We start from the raw sequence: 18,363 nt of genomic DNA, 5'->3' as shown, positions 1-18,363 counted from the left end.
GCACGATTCGCTCGTTCTGCTGAACGTGCAGTCACAGGATGTCGCCCCACGCCCCGCACCCACCTCAGCCGACCCGGTCGTCGACGTCGAGCAGGCGGAGGCCGCGCTCGTCGAGCACTACCCGCGGCTGGTCCGGCTCGCCTATCTGGTGCTGCCGCCGAGCCTGGGCCGCAACCGGCGCGTGGTGACCGCGCACGCCCTCACCCAGCGCGCCCTGCCCCGGGGCCGGACCCCGGCACCCGTGATCCCGGCCCAGGCGAGCGGCCGCGACGGCGACCCCGGGTACGCCTTCGTCCGCCTCCGGGTGCTGCACACGGCACTGGAGGCGGGCCTGCCGCTGAAGCGCGCGGCCTGGCCCAAGCGCTCCCAACTGCCGCCGCTGCTCCCCCAGGTGTGGGGTCTGCGGCTCTTCCCGCGCTCCGGCGGGGCCGACGAACTCGCCCTGGACCAGCGGCTGTCCGCCCTGTCCGGACCGGCCCGCGCCGCCTATGTCCTGCGCGGTCTGGAGAAGCTCACCGACGACGAGGTGTGCCGGGTGCTGGCCGCGGCCGGCTGCGCCGACCCGGACGCGGCGCTCCAGGAGGCGGGCGAGGTCCCCGAGCAGTACGCGCTGCTCGACTCCCCCGAGTTCGACCCCTGTTCACTGCAGGCCAGGCCCACCGATCTGATGCGGCGCAGGCAGCACGCCAAGGCCGCGCTCGCGGCCGCCGCGGCCCTCGCGGTGTGCGGTGCGCTGCTCGGTCTGCCCGGTGACGGCTGGGCCCCCGACGGTGCGGCCGCCCCCGTGTACGCGAAGAACCCGTCCGCCGAGGCCGCCCTCGACCCGGCGAAGCTGACCAGGGTCGCCCCGACGGCCTGGCAGGTCTCGGCGCGCACCGACTTCTCCGTGTGGCCGGCCCGCGGCGACCTCACCGGCGACCGGGCCCTGCTGCGCCGCGCCCTCGCGGTCTGGGCGCGCCCCGGCGAGAGCGTCCGGGTCTCCGCGACCCCGGGCACCCCGTCCGGCGGCCCCTCCGGCCCGCCCCAGCTGCTGTACGCCGGGACCGTCGACGGCGCCCGGGTGGTGATCCTCTACGACGGTCTGCGCATCGTGCGCTACGCCGAGGCGAAGGACAGCACGAAGGGCGCCGCCCTCGACTTCGCCCGGGTCGACGGTGCGGGCCGCTCCGAGGCGAGCGCGCTGGTGCTCGGCCGGGCCGACGGCAACGTCCGCTATCTGACGGCGCCCTGGGTGACGAAGGCCGCCGAGCGCGACCTGCTCAAGCCGGGCGCGGGCGCGACGGACCTGGCCGTCACCGACGGGGTGACGGCGCCGCTGGCCAACTCCTCGGCGCAGAACGGCACCTGCACCTCGTGGAACGTGATGCAGCTGACCGACGCCACCGGCACCCGCCTCGCGACCGACCTCGGCGAGCTCGTTCCGGCCCGGCTCACCACCGGACGCCCCGGCGCCACCCATGAGGTCAACAGCGCCGAGGCGCTGCGGACTTGGGCGCCGTACGCCTGCTCTCTGGCCGCGCTGCGCTCGGCGGGTGTGCGCGGTGTCAACGCCTGGGCGTACGCCCGGCAGCCGCTGCCCGACGCGAGCGGCTCGGCGGACTGGGTGTGCACCCGGGCCGAGACCTGGCGCGGCGGCGGCACCCGGGTGCTCGCGCAGTTCCGCACGCCGGGCGGGAAGTACGGGGCGGTCGCGGCGAAGGCGGAGAACGTCCCGGCCTGCGGCACGAAGGATCCGCAGGTGCTGGCCGGGGTGCTGTGGAAGGCGGAGAAGGGCGGCTGGTATCTGCTCGCGGCCGGCAGCCGGGGCACCGCGTCGATCAGCACGACGGGCGGGATGCGGGCGAGCGCACAGGGCAGTCTGCTGGCGGCGCGGGCCCGGCAGGGGGTGCGGGCCGAGCTGAGGGGCACCACGGACGACGGACGGTCGATCAGCGGGCTCGGTTAGGCCAGACCCTGAACACCCATGGTCGGTCCCGTCCGTTCGCGGCCGGATCCGATCGGTAAGGTGTTCGCATGAGTACCGGGGTTCGCCGCAGAATGGGAGTCGAGGAGCGGCGGCAGCAGTTGATCGGCGTCGCCCTCGAACTGTTCAGCCAACGCTCTCCCGACGACGTCTCCATCGACGAGATAGCGTCCGCCGCGGGCATCTCCCGGCCGTTGGTCTACCACTACTTCCCCGGCAAACTCAGCCTGTACGAGGCCGCGTTGAGGCGTGCCGCGCAGGATCTGGCGGGCCGGTTCGAGGAGCCGAGGAACGGTCCGCTGGGCGACCGGCTGCGCCGGGTGATGCGTCGCTTCTTCGACTTCGTCGACGACCACGGGCCCGGCTTCTCGGCCCTGATGCGCGGCGGCCCGGCGGTCGGCTCGTCGGCCACCAACGCCCTCATCGACTCCGTACGGCAGGCCGCGTATGACCAGATCCTTTCGCATCTGGGCGTGGAGGATCCGCCCGCGCGACTGGAACTGGTCGTACGCTCCTGGATCTCGCTCGCCGAGTCGACGGCGCTGATCTGGCTGGACGGACGGCGCATCCCGCGCGCCGAACTGGAGTCCCAGCTCGTGCACGACTTCGCCGCGCTGGCCGCCGTGAGCGCCGCCTACGACGAGGAGATGGCCGTCCTGCTGCGCGGCATCCTCAAGGACGAGCCCGCGGACGGCCCCTTCGCGGACCTGCTCACCCGCCTGCTGGCACTGGCTTCCTAGGCCGGTCCCAGCGGTCTGGCGGTCTACCGGTCGAACTTGCGGTACGACGCGTCGAGTTCGCGCACCTCCGCGGAGGCGTGCACCGCGATCCCCTCGTCGGCGATGTGCTTGCGCAGCAGCTCCAGCGCGGTCTCCGTCAGCTTCGCCTTGGTCTCCTCGGTGCGCCCGGCGAGCAGTCCCACGGTGACGTGGACGACCGCGTGGCGCGCTTCGGCGGGGTCCTCGTAGGAGTACGCGGTGTGCTCGCTCGGCCGGAACTGCGTCTTGCACGCCTCCGGCTTGGCCGCCGCGATCTCGACCGTCGCCTCGTGCAGGGCGCGGGCGAAGCCGTCCCGGTCGAAGGCGGGCTCGATGGTGCGCGAGTAGTCGACGGTGATCTGCGGCATGGTTGCTCCTGTTCCGGGACGTCGCTGCCACCCTAAGTCCTCGCCCGCGTGGTGGGGGCCTCGCCCGGGTGGTGGGGGCAGACCGGGTCGTGGTCCGCCCCCACCGGTGCCGTGCCGGTGTCAGGACGCCCGGGAGAAGACCGCGACCGTGCGTCCGGGCACCGCGAACGTGCCCGTGCTGCGATCGTAGGACGACGACTTCACGACGGCGTCCGTCCCGGTCGCCTGCACCGGGTGCAGCCGGTAGCCGGTGCCCGACAGGGACGTCACGTGCTGCTCCTGCCGGTCAGGCGTCGCGTTGAACACCACGACGAGGTCACCGAGCCGCATGGTGATCACGCCGGGGGTCTCGTCCTTGCCCGACAGCGGGAAGGACAGCTCCGACTGCACCTGTGCGGCCGTGCCGAGCGAGAACGCCGCCTCCGTGGAGCGGATCCTGAGCAGGTCCTGGTACGCGGCCGAGGCGCCCTCGATCTGCGGGCAGCCCACCTTCACCGAGCTCAACACGGGCTTCGCATACGGCCACTTGGACTCGTTGTCGGCCGCCGGCGGCAGCCCGCGCCCGAAGCCGTTGCCGTCCGCGCAGTTCCAGTGGACGGCGTTGAACCAGTCGCCGCTGTCGAAGGAGTTGCGGTCCAGGGACTTCGACCGCAGCAGGTCCGAGCCCGCCTGCGAGAGGGACGGGCCCTGCGACAGGGTGGCCGTCGCCATCGCGAGGACCTGCATCCGGGCCCGGTCGGCCGCGGAGGTGTCCTTCGGCAGCTTGTAGGTGAGGGCGTCGAACAGGGACTCGTTGTCGTGCGCGTCGGCGTAGGCGACGGCGTCGCCCGGCGCGTCCGCGTAACCGGCGGGCTGTCCGTTGTAGTCGACCCCGGCGCCGGTGACCTCCTTGCCGTCGGTGTCGGTGAAGCGGTACTTGGCGAGGTTGCCGGTCAGCCCCACCTTGATCAGGTCCTGGTAGTGCAGCAGCCGGGCCTTCTGCTCGGCGGACGTGCCGTTGGCGGACGAGGAGTTGGGGTCGGTGTACAGCCCGGACGCGAAGCCCTGGACGCCGGGGTCCTCGTCGAAGGGGCCCCCGCCGCGCACGGCGTCGCGCGCCCGGTCGGAGAAGGTCGCGATGCCGGTGCCGGCCATGTTCTTCTGGGTGGCCTGGACGAAGCGGGCGTCGTCGGCGACCTCACCGAAGTTCCAGCCCTCGCCGTACATGATGATCTTCTTGCCGTCGACGCCGTCCTTCGCGGGGGTCAGCGCGTCGAGGGCCTTGCGGACGGCGAGCAGGTTGGCCTTGGGCTGGTGGCCCATGAGGTCGAAGCGGAACCCGTCGACCTTGTACTCCCTGGCCCAGGTGACGACGGAGTCGACGACCAGCTTGCCCATCATGGCGTTCTCGGTGGCGGTGCCCGCGCAGCAGGTGCTGTTGGCGACCGAGCCGTCGGCGAGGAGCCGCTGGTAGTAGCCGGGCACCACCTTGTCGAGGACGCTGGTGTCGGCCTGGCCTGCGGACGCCGTGTGGTTGTAGACGACGTCCATGACGACCCGGAGGCCGTCCTCGTTCAGCGACTTGACCATCTTGCGGAACTCGACTGTACGGGCCGTCCCGTCCGGGTCGGTCGCGTACGAGCCCTCGGGGACGGTGTAGTGGAAGGGGTCGTAGCCCCAGTTGTAGGCGTCCTTCGCGGCGGTCTTCGCGACGCACTCCTGCTGCTGGTCGGAGTCGGCCGCGTAGGAGGCGAGATCGCAGTCGGGGCTCTCCTGGTCCGCCTTCTTCTCCGGGATGGTGGCGATGTCGAAGGCGGGCAGGAGATGGACGTACGACGTCCCCGACTTCGCCAGTGCCCGCAGGTGCTTCGAGCCGTCGCTGTCCTTGTCGGTGAAGGCGAGATAGGTGCCCTGGTCCTTCACGGGCACCGTCTTGTCGGCGACGGAGAAGTCCCGGACGTGCAGCTCCTGGATCTGCGCGTCCTTCAGCGGTACGGCCTTGGGCTTGGCCAGGGTCGACCAGCCGCCCGGTGCAAGGGACTTGTCGTCCAGGTCGACGACGAGGCTGCGCTCGGAGTTCGCGGTCAGGGCGACCGAGTAGGGGTCGGTGACCTTGTTGGTGACGACCTTGCGGACCGAGGGCGCCCACACCTTCACGACGTACCGATAGGGCTTGTTCTTCCAGGACTTGGGCCCGGTCACCGACCAGACGCCGGTGGTGTCGTCGCGCTTCATCGTCTTCAGGGAGCCGTCGAGCTCCAGGGAGACGCTCTGCGCGGTCGGTGCCCAGACGGAGAGCGTGGGGCGGCCCTTGTCGAAGGCCGGGCCCAGGTCCGCCTTGGTCGCGCTCGCGTACACGTCGTCGAGCACGCCCGCGATCTGCACGCCGGTCGCGGCCAGCACGGCGCCGTTGGCCGCGCGCTGCGAGGCGACGATCTGGCCGTCGAGCGCCTCGCGCACCCGGTCGCGGTCGCGCGGGTCGACGGAGAAGGCCGTGTAGTCCTTCAGATACGGGAACCTGGCCTTCTGGGCATCGGTCAGCGTGGTCTTCTCAAGGCGCAGCCAGCGTTCGTCGTCGCTGGTCAGTGCCCCGTCCTTCACGGCGATCGAGCCGTCGTGGGAGTACAGCAGCTGAGTGGAGGCGGCGGCGTCGGAGCCGTTCCAGGCCACGGTGTCCCGGTCGATCCAGACCGCCTTGGAGGTGGTCAGGTCGAGCGCGGCGGCCGAACCCGCGGGCTGGGGAAGCAGATACTTCTCCTGTCCGTTCAGCAGCCACACCTCGTGGCCGTTCGCCGTGAGGTCCAGCGACTGGTCGGCGGAGAGGTCCTTCTCGTCGCCCTTGTGGATGATGTAGCTGAGGCTGGTGGCACCGTCGGTGAGCGGTACCTCGAAGACCGCGCCGTAGGCGTCGGTCTTCACCGGCTGCAGCGGGCTCGACCAGTCCGTCGGGTTCGCGGCGCCGGTCCACACGTGCAGACCCCAGCCGTCGTAGTTGCCGTCGGCGCGGTGGTAGTGGATGACGGCCTTGATCTTGTCCTGCGGCGGGTACGCCCCGTCGGGCCTCGTCTCCGTCGCGTCGTCCTTACCCTGTTCGACCCAGACCTCGCCGGTTTTGGCCAGGTCGAGGGAGCGCTGCGGGCCGTCGGCGGCACCGTCCTTCTCGATGCGGTACGTGATCTCGCCCGCCCCTTCCGGGACCTTCACCCAGGCGAACGCGCCGTAGGCGTCCCGCCCGCTGAACTCGGCCTCCGCATCAGCCGTCTTGAGCCGCCAGCCGTCGTAGTCGCCGTCGGTGCGCTTGTAGTGGACGATCGCGTAGTCGCGGGAGGTGGCGGTGGGGGGCTCCTCGGCGGGCGGGGTCCCGGTCGTCGAGGCGGCCGTGGCGCTCGCGATGTGCCCGGCCGAGTCGACGACAACCGCCTTGTAGCGCAAGGGAGTTCCGGGCCGTACGTCCTTGCCGATGGTCTGTGTGACCTTGTAGGGGGCGTGGTCGGCGGAGCCGAGGGTCTTCCACTTGCCGTTGCCCACCTGGGCGGCGAAGACGACGCGGTTGAGGCCGCCGTCGTCGACACCGGCGGAGAGTTCGACCGTGCCGGTGGCGCCCGCGTCGGGAGCCTTGAGGGTGAGGGACGGCCTGGTCGCGGGCTTCGCGAGCCTCCCTGCCGCCTTGAGGACGACGGCGGACTCGGCCGGGACGGTGACCGTGGTCTTGCGGTCCGCGCCGGAGGTGACGTCGTCCGAAGTCCCGTAGATGCCGCGGAACTTCATGTGCGCGGAGCCGGTCGCGAAGGTGGCGGTCTTCGCCTCGCCGGCGTTGTTGAAGGCGACCACGTACTCCTGGCCGGTCCTGGCGTCGGTACGGCTGAAGGCATAGATGCCCGGTCCGTCGGCCGCGTAGCGCTCGGTCTGCACGCCGTCCGTGAGGGCCGGGTTGGCCCGGCGCAGCTCGGCGAGGGCGCTGATCTGCTCGTAGAGCGGGGCTTTCGGGTCGTAGGCGTCGCTCGCGTGCGTGCGGTCGGTGCCGATCTCGTCGTCGTCGAGATAGTCGGCGACCTTGGAGGCGAACATCGTCTGGCGGGCGTCCTTGTCGCCGCCGGAGCCGGTGAAGCCCTGCTCGTCTCCGTAGTAGACGACGGGGTTGCCGCGGCTGAGGAACATCAGCTCGTTCGCCAGCTCGTCCTTCTTCAGCAGTTCGGCGTCGGTGGCCTTCGGGTTGTCCTGGTCCAGGAAGTACCCGATGCGGCCCATGTCGTGGTTGCCGAGGAAGGTGACCTGCTCGTAGGCGTTGGCCTTGTCGGTCGTGTACTTGTAGTCGTCGCCGAAGACGGACGCGAGCCTCTGCGCGCTGCCGCCCTGGGAGGCGTAGGAGCGGGCGGCGTCCTGGAAGGGGAAGTCGAGGGTGGCGTCGAGGCGGCCCTGGGTGACGTACGGCGAGGTGACGGAGGTGTCGGCGGAGTAGACCTCGCCGAACATGAAGAAGTTCCTGCGCCCGTGCGCGGCGGCGTACGTGTCCAGCGCCGTCGCCCACTGGGTCCAGAACTCCATGTTCACGTGCTTGACGGTGTCGATGCGGAAGCCGTCGATGCCGAAGTCGCGCACCCAGCGCTGGTAGATCTTCTCCATGCCGCTGACGACCTCGGGGCGCTCGGTCCACAGGTCGTCGAGGCCGCCGAAGTCGCCGTAGCCGGCGCTCTCCCCGGCGAAGGTGGAGTCACCGCGGTTGTGGTACATCGTCGGGTCGTTGAGCCAGGCCGGGACCTTGGCCTTCTGGTCGGCGGCGGCGACCGTCGGGGTGCGGGGGAAGGAGCCGGTGCCGACGGACGGGAACTTCCGGCTGCCGTCCGCGTAGTCGGCGTCGTCGAACGGTTTGCCGTCCTTCGTCAGATACGGGAAGGCGCCCTTGGAGAGGTAGTCGTAGGACTTCTCCTTGTAGTCGACGACGTCCGCGGTGTGGTTGGTGATGACGTCGAAGAAGACCTTCATGCCCTTGGCGTGCGCCTTGGAGATGAGGGTTTCGAGGTCCTTGTTGGTGCCGAAGTGCGGGTCGACCTGGGTGAAGTCGGTGATCCAGTAACCGTGGTAACCGGCCGACGCGTTGGCGCCGGTGCCCTGCACCGGACGGTTCTTGAAGATGGGAGCCATCCAGATGGCGGTGGTGCCGAGGCCCTTGATGTAGTCGAGCTTTTGGGTCAGGCCCTTGAGGTCGCCGCCCTGGTAGAAGCCCTTGTCGGTGGGGTCGTAGCCGGTGCTCAGGCGTGAGCCCGTCAGGCCGCCCTCGTCGTTGCCGGTGTCGCCGTTGGCGAAACGGTCCGGCATCACGAAGTAGAACTGCTCGCGGGTGTCGTCGTGCCGGGCGGGCGCGGCGGCGAGCTTCGCGTCGGAGGGCGGCGCGGGCGGAGCGGCCGCCTGCGCGGCCAGTGGCTGGATCAGGGCGGCGGCGAGGGCCACGACAGTGACGGCCGATACCCGTCTCGCTCTCGGTATCACAGGCGGAAACTCCTTGCGATGACGGCTCTGGTGGGTCCGACCCCGCGCGACCGTATCGCTGTCGAAAGGTTTACAGCAAGACTTGTGAAACCCATAGCAAAGAGTTTCAGCAGCTCGACTTCCCCGCGTAGACCGCCAGCGCCGTGTTGGCGTTGAGTGTCGCGGTGAGTTGTCCACTGGAGTCCACGGTGACCTGCGTGTTCTTCTGGACGTCGCAGTAGGTGCCCGCGGGCAGGGAGGTCTGGTAGGTCCGGGTCAGCGAGCCCGACTCGTGGTTGATGGCCACGAAGCCCTTGGTGCCGCGTCCGAAGGCGATGGCGTCGCCGCCGTTGTCCCACCAGTTGGTGACGGACTGGCCGCGGGTGGCGTTGCGGAAGGCGACCATGGACTTGATCTCCGGCCAGGCGTGCTGGCACTTCCAGCCGTCCTGCCAGCAGGCGTTCACCTGGCCGCCGTTGGGCGGGCCCGCGTCCGGGTCGGACCACTCGTAGCCGGAGTTGATGTCCGGGGCGCCGTAGGGGTAGGCCAGCATGAAGACGTTGGCCAGGGTGTAGTTGGCGCCGTCCTTGTAGTTCAGGGTGGAGCCGTTGCGCTCGGTGTCGTGGTTGTCGACGAAGACGCCGGCCACGGAGCTGCTCATATAGCCCCAGCCCTCGCCGTAGTTCTTCAGGTAGGCGAGGTTCTCGTTGTTGAAGACGCGCTTGAGGTCGTAGGCGTAGCGGAACTCCTGGACGTCGCCGTTGCCCGTGTACTCGGTGGGCTGGACGGCCTCGCCCGCGCCGTAGATGACCTCCTGCTTCCAGTACGCGTTCGGGTTGGTCAGCCGGGACTTGATGTTCGCCAGGTCGGCGGTGTCGATGTGCTTGGCCGCGTCGATGCGGAAGCCGTCGACGCCGAGGGAGAGCAGGTCGTTCATGTATCCGGCGATGGTCTTGCGGACGTACTCCTCTCCCGTGTCCAGGTCGGCGAGGCCGACGAGTTCGCAGTGCTGGACGTTCCAGCGGTCCTGGTAGTTGCTGACCTGGGAGGTGCAGTCGTCGAAGTCGTAGGAGGAGTACAGCCCGGGGTAGTCGTACTTGGTGTACGACGAGCCGCCGGTGCCGGTGCCGCTGCCCGCGGACATGTGGTTGATGACCGTATCGACGACGACCTTCACACCGGCCGAGTGGCAGGTGCTGACCATGTTCTGGAAGGCGCTGCGGTCACCGAGGCGGCCTGCGATCTTGTAGCTGACCGGCTGGTACGAGGTCCACCACTGCGAGCCCTGTATGTGCTCGGCGGGCGGGGAGACCTGGACGTATCCGTAGCCGGCGGGGCCGAGGGTGTTCGTGCACTCCTTGGCGACCGAGGCGTACTTCCACTCGAAGAGGACGGCGGTGACGTCCTTGGTGCCGGGCGGCGAGGCCTGCGCGGCCGTCGGGTTCATGACAAGGGCGGCGGCCGCGAGAGCGACCGTCGCGGAGAGCGTGGGGAGCGTTCTGCGTGCCATGTGGGGGCTCCTTCACCGTTGAAGGCTCTTGCTGCAAGTTTTCAACTACCTTGCGGTGACGGAGATGTTAAAGGCCTGTCGCCTGAAAAGGCAGCGGGGCGTGTGAAGTTGATGCAAGAAATTTCAGCGACGGCCTGCCGGCCTCTCCCCCACCCGATCCGGTGAGCGCACCAGGAAGTGCCCACCACGCCGAAGCGGCCCTCCTACCGTGGGCGTCCCGGCACTCGGAAAGGGAGGCCATGCACGTTCAGTTGCGTGCCGCGAAGGACGACGGCACCCTCATCGCGCTCGACCTGTACCGATGGCTGCGGCAGGACCCCGAGGTCCGGCACCGCACTCCGGTGACACGGGGCACCGCACGCCCGGGTGACGGGACCATGGGAGCCGTCGAGGTGATCGACCTCGTGCTCGGCCAGACCTTCACGGCGCTCAACCTCGCCCTGGCCTACGCGGCCTGGCGCACGGCGCGTCCGTCCGGGACCCCGGTCACGATCACGGCGGAGGGCCGTTCGATCACGGTCACGGGAGCCGACGAGGAGACGGTGGCCCGCATCGCGGCACATCTGCGCCCCGAGGCAGAGGACGCCTGCGGGTGAGCCTGCCGGATCCCGTCGCCTCGCGGGCCGTACTCATCGGCGTCACGTCGTACGCCCACCTGGACCCCCTGCCCTCGGTCGCCAACAACCTCGTGGGTGTACGGCAGTTGCTCACCGGCCCCGAATCCTGGAATCTCGCCGCCCCCGAGCACTGTGTCTCACTGCTCGACCCGACCTCCAGCGTCGAGGTCCTGGACGCCGTCAGCAAGGCGGCCGAGGAGGCCACGGACGCGCTCCTCGTGTACTTCGCGGGTCACGGCCTGGTGTCGGGGCAGGGCAGCCTGCACCTCGGGCTGCCGAACACCCATCTGGAGCGGCTCTGGGACTCCGTGGACTACGACCAGCTCCGTCCCCTCGTCCACGAGTGCCGGGCCCGGCGCAGCGTCGTCGTCCTCGACTGCTGCTACGGCGGCACGGCCATGCGCGGGCACATGGGTCAGGAGTTGTCGCTCGCCGACCTCACCAGCATCGAGGGCACGTATCTGCTGACGGCGTCCGCCGCCACGCGCACGGCCATGGCGCCGGAGGACGAGCACTACACGGCGTTCACGGCGGAGCTGTTGAGGGCGGCCGTGGAGGGTGTGCCCGATGAGCCGGAGATCCTCGACATGGGCACCGTGTTCACGCACGTCCGGCGGGAACTCATCGCCAAGGGCCGCCCGGTGCCGCAGCAGTGGGCCCGTGACCTGGGCCAGCACATCGCCCTGGTGCGCAATCGCTGGTCCCCTGCCCCGGGCCCCGAGGCGGAGGCCTATGCGTCGGCGCTGCGGGCCGCCGTCGAACGGGCCGGGGCCGACGCGGCCCGACTCCCGGGGGACACCGCCGTGGTGGGCCGCTGGCTGCGCGGAGAACGAGCCGCTCCGAAGAAGTTCGTCGATTCCCTGCCCGCCCATGGCGTCGTCCTCGCGGAGTCGGACCTGTCCCGGCTGCACTCCCTGCGCCGGGCCGCCCAGCGGACCGCACCGGACCTGGCCGACCAACTCCTGTACTGGCAGGAGGAGGTGGAACTGCTGCGGCAGGAACTGGGGCGCGCCGCGGACTACAGCCTGACCGTCGGCACCGAACTGGCCGAGGAGCAGGAGCAGATCCGGCGCCTGAAGACGGAGGTGAAGGTGCTGCGGGAGCAGGTGGAGTGCCTCATGAGCGAGGAGCCGGCGCGGGCCGCGGTGGCCGTGGAGATCGCCGTGGGGGCCGCACGTACGGCAGAGGCCCGAGCCACGCGTGCGGGGAATCCGGAAGCCGTCACGGCCGAGGGAGCTCCCGCACCGGCCCCGGCGCCCCCGTCCGGTTGCGGACTCGGCGCCCTGGCCGCCGTGTTCGTGCTGGGCGTGCTGTACGTCGCGGTCGTCTGGCTGTTCAGTCTCGGCTCGGTGTCGCTCACGTACGACAGCGGCCGCAAGCCCGCATCGGCCGGGCGCGTGACCTCCGTGGTGAACGCCCCGGAAGGTCCGCGCTATGTGTGGGACGTCGCCGACAGTGTCGAGAGCACGTTCCGGCCCGACGGCGACGATGCCACCGACCGGCTGTTGGGTGACCTCACCGTCACGGTGCCCAGGGGGTGCGAGAGCCGGCACATCGGCTGGCAGGTCTCGGTCGACGGACGGCGGATCGGCCACGGTTCCCTGAGCGGCGGGCTGGAACACGAGGTGAAGATCGACCGTGCGCTGTCGGGCACCGCCGGGAAGGTGGCGCTCGAGGCCTGGTGGGACGGCGGCAGCGGCTCCTGCAAGAGCTTCGGCGTGGTGTGGAACGACCCCCGGCTCTCCAAGAGTTTCGACTTCCTCGCATGGTGAGCGCCGCGAAGGAGCAGGGCAGGTGGGGGACGGTGTTCGGAGGGAGCGCCGCCGCGCTGGTCGCCGGCGGGCTGTTCCTCGCCGTCATGCTGGGCGGCTGCACGACCGCTGACCGCCCGCTGCGGTACTCCGCCGGTGCGCGGCCCGCCACCGTGATGACCTACGGCGGCGATCGGTTCAACGACGCGGAGTACGAGCATGCCTGGGATGTACGCCGTCGCGTCGAGACCACCTTCACGGTTCCCGACAACTTCGGCGACGCCGACGGCGCTCATCTCTTCGCCGGGCTGCACGTGGAGGTGCCCGAGGGCTGTGCCGACCGGACCGTCCGCTGGGAGGTCCTCGCGGACGGCACGCGGATCGGTGGCGGTCGGCTGCGCTGGCTGCGGGTGTACGAGGTGCGGAGCAGTCTGCGCACAGGGGGCCTTCCCGACCGGATCACGCTCCGTGCCCAGTGGGACGGCGGCAGCGGCAACTGCCCGTCCTTCACGCTGAGTTGGGACGACCCCAAGGTGTACCCGAACGCCGACTTCGACTTCCTGGACCCGGACTTCTACCCCTGGTAGGGCCCGGGTCTCGCGCGACCCACCGGCGGCACGCGGAATTGTCAGGCCGTGGTGAACCACACCGTCGTGTCCGCCGGCACCTTCGTCTCGCCGTCCGCCTGCGTCACCTCGTCGCTGGTGAGCAGGACGCGGCCGTACGACGCTGTCGTCACCGACTCGCCGGTGGTGTTGGCGACGCAGACGAAGTCGCCGCGCCGGAAGGCGAGTACGCCCTCGGGAGCGCGCAGCCACTCCACCGCCTCGCCCGCACCCAGGTCGGGGTGGTCACGGCGGGCCGCGAGGGCGGCGCGGTACAGCTCCAGCGTCGAGCCCGGCACACCCCGCTGTGCCTCGACGCTCAGCTCGCCCCAGCCCGCCGGCTGCGGCAGCCAGCTGCCGCCGCTGCCGAAGCCGTACGACGATCCCTCACGCGTCCACGGGATGGGCACCCGGCAGCCGTCGCGGAAGCCGTCCTGTCCGGCGCCGCGGAAGTAGGCCGGGTCCTGGCGGACCTCGTCGGGGAGGTCGACGACGTCCGGGAGGCCGAGCTCCTCGCCCTGGTAGACGTAGGCCGAGCCGGGCAGCGCCAGCATGAGCAGGGTCGCGGCCCGGGCGCGCCTGAGTCCCAGTGCGCGGTCGCCGGCCAGCCGGATCTGGGTGCCGAGGCCGGGCGGGTTGGCGAAGCGGGTGGCGTGCCGGGTGACGTCGTGGTTGGAGAGCACCCAGGTCGCGGGGGCGCCGACGGGACGCATCGACTCCAGGGTGCGGTCGATGACCTCGCGCAGTTCGCCCGCGTCCCAAGCGGTCGACAGGTACTGGAAGTTGAAGGCCTGGTGCAGCTCGTCGGGGCGGACGTAGTTGGCGGTGCGCTCGACGGTCGGGGTCCAGGCCTCGGCCACGAAGATCCGCTCGCCGGGGTACTCGTCGAGGATGAGCCGCCACTGGCGGTAGATCTCGTGCACCCCGTTCTGGTCGAAGAACGGCATGACATCGTTGCCCAGCAGCTTCAGCTGCTCGTGCGAGCCGAGGTCGGGCAAACCCGCCGCCTTCACGAGACCGTGCGCGACGTCGATGCGGAAGCCGTCGACGCCCATGTCCAGCCAGAAGCGCAGGATGGAGCGGAACTCGTCGCCGACCGCCGGGTGTTCCCAGTTGAAGTCGGGCTGCTCGGGGGCGAAGAGGTGGAGGTACCACTCGCCGGGGGTGCCGTCCGGCTCGGTCACCCGCGTCCAGGCCGGGCCGCCGAAGATGGACTCCCAGTCGTTGGGCGGGAGTTCGCCGCGCGGGCCCTTGCCGGGCCGGAAGTGGTAGCGCTCGCGCAGCGGCGAGCCGGGGCCCTCCCGCAGCGCACGCTTGAACCACTCGTGCTGGTCGGAGGAGTGGTTGGGCACGAGGTCGACGATGATGCGCAGGCCCAGCTCGCGGGCGTCGCGCAGCAGCGCGTCCGCGTCCAGCAGATTGCCGAACATGGGGTCGACCTCCCGGTAGTCGGCGACGTCGTAGCCGGCGTCGGCCTGCGGGGAGGCGTAGAAGGGGCTGAGCCACACGGCGTCGACGCCCAGGTCGCGCAGGTAGGGGAGGCGGGAGCGTACCCCCTCCAGATCGCCCATGCCGTCGCCGTTGCTGTCGGCGAAACTGCGCGGATAGACCTGGTAGATCACCGCGTTCCGCCACCAGTCGCTGCGCTTGACTTCGGCGGGGTGCCCTGCCGGGGCAATGGCGGAGTGCTGCTGGCTCATGGTGTCCTTGTATGTAACGGAGTTCGGATCATGGCGAGTTGGTGACGAGGCGGTCGCGATGACTGCGGGGTCGGATGGACATCACGACCGCCTCGGGTTTCGGGTGCGGCGCCTTCGTGGCTGGTCGCGCCCACGCGGCGGAGCCGCTTATAGATACAGCCCCGCGCCCCTAAGGGGCGCGCTGCAGAACCGGCGTTCTAGCCCTTCGTGCCGCCCGCCGTCAGGCCTGTCACCAGGTTCTTCTGGACCAGGTAGAAGAAGGCGGAGACGGGTATCGCGATCAGTACGGCGGTGGCTGCCATGAGGTTGCGCTGGGCGTCGTGTTCGCTGACGAAGGTCTGCAGGCCGACGGCGAAGGTGTACTTGGTGTCGGACAGCATGAACGTCGACGCGAACGCCACCTCTCCGAAGGCCGTGAGGAAGCTGTAGAACGCGGCGACCGCCAGGCCCGGCTTGGCGAGCGGCAGGATCAGTCGCGCGAACGTGCCGAAGGGGGTCAGCCCGTCGACGCGTCCGGCCTCGTCGATCTCGAACGGGATCGTGTCGAAGTAGCCCTTCAGCAGCCAGGCGCAGTAGGGCACCGCGGTCGAGCAGTAGACGAGGACGAGACCAAGATAGCTGTCGATGAGCTGCAGGTCCGAGAGGATCTGGTACATCGGCACCATCAGGACGGCCACGGGGAACATCTGGGTGACCAGGAGGACCCACATGAACTTGCGGTAGCCCGGGAAGCGCATGCGGGAGACCGCGTAGCCGGTGGTGGCGGCGATCAGCACGCCGATGAGCGTGGTGCCGAGCGAGACGATCAGGGAGCTCTTCAGCCAGTCGAAGAACTGGGTGTGCTGCAGCACGAACGAGTAGTTGGAGAACGTCGCCTTGCCCCAGATCCCGCCGGGGTGCAGATAGTCGTCCTTGTCCGGGCCGAGGGACAGGAAGACCAGCCAGGCCACGGGGAAGAAGGCGATCAGGCTCGCGACGACGAGGATGCCGTGCGAGAGGGCGGTCGCCAGCGGTCCCTTCTGCCCGCGCCGGCGGACCGGGCGGGGCCGTGCCGCGTCGTGGGCCTGCGGGGTCACCGTGGTGTCGGACGTGATCTCGGGGGGCGTTGCGGTGCTCATGGTGACTCCTGCCTCAGATCGCGAGCTGCGGCTCATTGCGGTTCAGCCAGCGGCGGTAGAAGGAGGTGAAGACGATCAGGATGGCCAGCAGCAGGATGCCGTAGGCGGCGGACTGCGCGAAGTCGCGCGGCTGCTGTCCGAAGCCGAGGTAGTAGGCCCATGTCACCAGGATCTGCGCGTCCGGGGCGGTGTTGCCGAACAGCAGGAAGATGACCGCGAACTGGTTGAAGGTCCAGATGATGCCGAGCAGGACGACGGTGGAGCTGACCGACCTCAGGCCCGGCAGGGTGACGTACCGGAACTGCTGCCAGGCGCTCGCGCCGTCCATCTCGGCGGCCTCGTACAGGGAGGCGTCGATGGACTGCAGCCCGCCGAGCAGCGAGACCATCATGAACGGCACACCGCACCAGGTGTTGACCATGATCGCGGCGAACCGCTGCCAGAAGGTGGACTCCAGCCAGTCCGGGGTGGGCAGGTGCAGGGCGTCCAGGGCGAGGTTGATGATGCCGCCGTCGGCGAGCATGAAGCGCCAGCCGAAGACGGTGACGAAGGTCGGGACCGCCCACGGAAGGATGAGGATCAGCCGGTACAGCGTGCGCCCGCGCAGCTTCTGGTTGAGCAGCAGCGCGAGGCCGAGTCCGATCGTGTAGTGCAGCGCGACGCAGAGCGCGGTCCACACGATCGTCCAGATGAAGTGCGACCAGAAGCGGTCGTACGACGTCGGGCCGAACAGGATGTCCTGGTAGTTGTCGAGTCCGATGAACTTGTAGGTGGCGTCGATGTGGTTGACGCCGATCGTGCGCGCGGTGTTCAGGCTGTTGGCGTCGGTCAACGTCAGATAGAGGCCGTACACCAAGGGGTACAGCACGAGGACGCCGAGTACGACGATCACCGGGGCGATCATCACGTAGGCGTACCAGTGCTTCTGGTAGCCGTGCTTGAGGCGTTGCCCGAGGCCCCGGCGTGGCCCGCGGCCACCCCGGACCTTGCCGGTCGCGCGGTCGATGGCGACTGTCATGTTCGACACCTTCTGGAAGTTCTACGGCTCTGAGAGGTGGCTGCACGCAGGCCGGTGGCCGTCGGGCCCTCCCCCGGGGCGGGTCCGACGGCCACCCGGGGCTCACTTGCTGAAGTCGGGCACCAGCTTGGCGATGGCGAGTTCAGCGTTGCTCAGGCCCTTGTCCAGGGACTCCTTGCCGCCGGCGATCTTGGGCAGCTCGGTGTCCAGCGGTCCCCACAGGGAGCTGTACTCGGGCAGCGCGGGACGCGGCCGGGCGGCGGGCAGGACCGTCTGGAAGCCGGCGATGCCCGGGTCGGACTTGACCTCGGCGGTGTAGGCGTCGTCGCGGGTCGGCAGCGTCGAGTTCTTCAGGGCGATCTGCGTCTGGGACTTCGCGGAGGTCATGAAGTTGACGAACTTCAGCGCGGCCTTCTGGTGCGCGGAGTCCGAACCGGCGTAGACGGAGAGGTTGTGGCCGCCGGTCGGGGCGCCCGGCTTGCCGGAGGTGCCGGCCGGGACGGTGGCGATGCCGAGATTGGACTTGTCCTTGAAGGCGGAGCCCTTGTAGAAGTTCGTGATCTCCCAGGGGCCCTGGATGATCGCGGCGACCTTGCCGTTGACGAAGGCGTCCTGGATGTGGGCGTAGGCGTCGGCGGTGGTGTCCGCCTTGTGCAGGCCCTTGCCGTCGAAGAGGCTCAGCCAGGTGCCGTAGGCCTTCTTGGCCTCGGGCGAGTTCACGGTGATCTTCTTGGCGGCGGCGTCGACGGTGTCGGTGCCGTCGCCGTAGAGGAAGGACTGGGCGTAGTAGGCCTGGGTGGAGCCCCAGTAGCCGTCGACCTTCGCCTTGTCCTGGACCTTGGCGGCGTCGGCCTTCAGCTCGTCCCAGGTCTTCGGGGCCTCGGTGATGCCGGCCTTCTTGAACAGGGCCTTGTTGTAGACGAGGGCGAGGGTGTCGGTGACCAGCGGGACGCCGTAGGTCTTGCCCTCGTACTGGGCCTGCTTGATCAGGCTGGACTGGAACTTGTCCTGGTCCTTGAGGGCCTCGGTGCCGTCCAGCGGCAGGAAGTAGCCCTTCTTGGCGAAGGCGGGGGTCCAGCCGACCTCGGAGCGCAGCACGTCGGGGGCGCCCTTGGAACCGGCGGCGGTGTCGAACTTGTTCTGCGCCTGGTCGAAGGGGACGTTGACGTAGTTGACCTTGATGCCCTTGTTGGCGGCCTCGAACTCCTTGACCAGGGCCTTGTACGTCGGCGCCTCATTGGTGGCGTTGGAGGTGTCCCACCAGGTGAGGGTGACCGGGCCGTCGCTCTTGTCGCTGCCGCTGTCACTTCCGCCGCACGCCGTCGCCGCCAGGGCGAGGGACGCCACCAGCGCGGTGGCCGCTATGCCACGCCGCATGAGTTCTCCTTGAGGGTGAAAGCCCGTGTGTGCCGGGAGGGCCCCGTCCGCCGCTCCCGTCGTGCCGACTGCGCCGATGGAGCCGCCGGGCGAGTGGGAACGTAACAGCGATGCAAGCCTTGCGAAAGACCTT

General features: G+C 69.8%; 12 protein-coding genes. 5 read left to right on the top strand and 7 right to left on the bottom strand.

Annotated features, from left to right (window positions below; translation table 11 throughout):
- Window positions 1-25: 25 nt before the first annotated feature.
- On the top strand, window positions 26-1,945 hold the full coding sequence (locus tag MQN93_RS10845) for a hypothetical protein (protein ID WP_242709290.1): 1,920 nt from the start codon (window positions 26-28) through the stop codon (window positions 1,943-1,945).
- Window positions 1,946-2,013: 68 nt separating this feature from the next.
- The gene (locus MQN93_RS10840; RefSeq protein ID WP_016435711.1) at window positions 2,014-2,703 is read left to right on the top strand and encodes a TetR/AcrR family transcriptional regulator; all 690 of its coding nucleotides are present in this window, start codon (window positions 2,014-2,016) and stop codon (window positions 2,701-2,703) included.
- A gap of 23 nt (window positions 2,704-2,726) precedes the next feature.
- Here MQN93_RS10840 and MQN93_RS10835 read toward each other — a convergent pair whose 3' ends face one another.
- The 3 genes from MQN93_RS10835 to MQN93_RS10825 all read right to left on the bottom strand — a co-directional run bounded on the left by MQN93_RS10835 (window position 2,727) and on the right by MQN93_RS10825 (window position 10,044).
- Window positions 2,727-3,089, bottom strand: a complete 363-nt coding sequence (locus MQN93_RS10835; protein WP_016435710.1) for a 5-carboxymethyl-2-hydroxymuconate Delta-isomerase — start codon at window positions 3,087-3,089, stop codon at window positions 2,727-2,729.
- Window positions 3,090-3,209: 120 nt separating this feature from the next.
- A complete protein-coding gene (gene pulA / locus MQN93_RS10830; RefSeq protein WP_242709289.1) occupies window positions 3,210-8,555 on the bottom strand; it encodes a pullulanase-type alpha-1,6-glucosidase in 5,346 nt (1,781 codons plus the stop codon).
- Window positions 8,556-8,661: 106 nt separating this feature from the next.
- Window positions 8,662-10,044, bottom strand: coding sequence for an alpha-amylase (locus MQN93_RS10825; protein ID WP_242709288.1), 1,383 nt, complete (start codon window positions 10,042-10,044; stop codon window positions 8,662-8,664).
- Between the two features lie 239 nt (window positions 10,045-10,283).
- Here MQN93_RS10825 and MQN93_RS10820 point away from each other — a divergent pair, with 239 nt between their 5' ends.
- The 3 genes from MQN93_RS10820 to MQN93_RS10810 are packed head-to-tail and all read left to right on the top strand — an operon-like array spanning window position 10,284 to window position 12,999.
- Window positions 10,284-10,640 carry an effector-associated constant component EACC1 gene (locus MQN93_RS10820; protein ID WP_016435707.1) on the top strand — a complete coding sequence of 119 codons (357 nt, stop codon included), beginning with the start codon at window positions 10,284-10,286 and terminating at the stop codon, window positions 10,638-10,640.
- On the top strand, window positions 10,637-12,433 hold the full coding sequence (locus tag MQN93_RS10815; protein WP_242709287.1) for a caspase family protein: 1,797 nt from the start codon (window positions 10,637-10,639) through the stop codon (window positions 12,431-12,433). The genes MQN93_RS10820 and MQN93_RS10815 overlap by 4 nt, the downstream gene beginning before the upstream one ends.
- Window positions 12,427-12,999 (top strand): hypothetical protein, encoded by a 573-nt coding sequence (locus MQN93_RS10810; protein ID WP_242709286.1) that lies wholly within the window; start codon window positions 12,427-12,429, stop codon window positions 12,997-12,999. Before MQN93_RS10815 ends, MQN93_RS10810 begins: the two co-directional genes overlap by 7 nt.
- 41 nt (window positions 13,000-13,040) lie before the next feature.
- On the opposite strand, the gene MQN93_RS10805 is transcribed toward MQN93_RS10810, so the two are convergent.
- The 4 genes from MQN93_RS10805 to MQN93_RS10790 form a co-directional block, all read right to left on the bottom strand.
- Window positions 13,041-14,717: a glycoside hydrolase family 13 protein gene (locus MQN93_RS10805; RefSeq protein ID WP_242709285.1), complete on the bottom strand. Its 1,677-nt coding sequence runs from the start codon at window positions 14,715-14,717 to the stop codon at window positions 13,041-13,043.
- Between the two features lie 197 nt (window positions 14,718-14,914).
- Window positions 14,915-15,835: a sugar ABC transporter permease gene (locus tag MQN93_RS10800; RefSeq protein WP_016435703.1), complete on the bottom strand. Its 921-nt coding sequence runs from the start codon at window positions 15,833-15,835 to the stop codon at window positions 14,915-14,917.
- A 13-nt stretch (window positions 15,836-15,848) separates the two neighbouring features.
- Window positions 15,849-16,853 (bottom strand): carbohydrate ABC transporter permease, encoded by a 1,005-nt coding sequence (locus tag MQN93_RS10795; RefSeq protein ID WP_242709284.1) that lies wholly within the window; start codon window positions 16,851-16,853, stop codon window positions 15,849-15,851.
- Between the two features lie 102 nt (window positions 16,854-16,955).
- Complete coding sequence (locus MQN93_RS10790; protein ID WP_242709283.1) at window positions 16,956-18,230, bottom strand: extracellular solute-binding protein; 1,275 nt, start codon at window positions 18,228-18,230, stop codon at window positions 16,956-16,958.
- Window positions 18,231-18,363: the final 133 nt, after the last annotated feature.

The sequence above is a fragment of the Streptomyces spinosisporus genome, assembly GCF_022698145.1.
GTDB lineage: Bacteria > Actinomycetota > Actinomycetes > Streptomycetales > Streptomycetaceae > Streptomyces > Streptomyces spinosisporus.
Note: the sequence above shows the minus strand (reverse complement) of the source record. Positions and strands in the feature narration are given on the sequence as shown.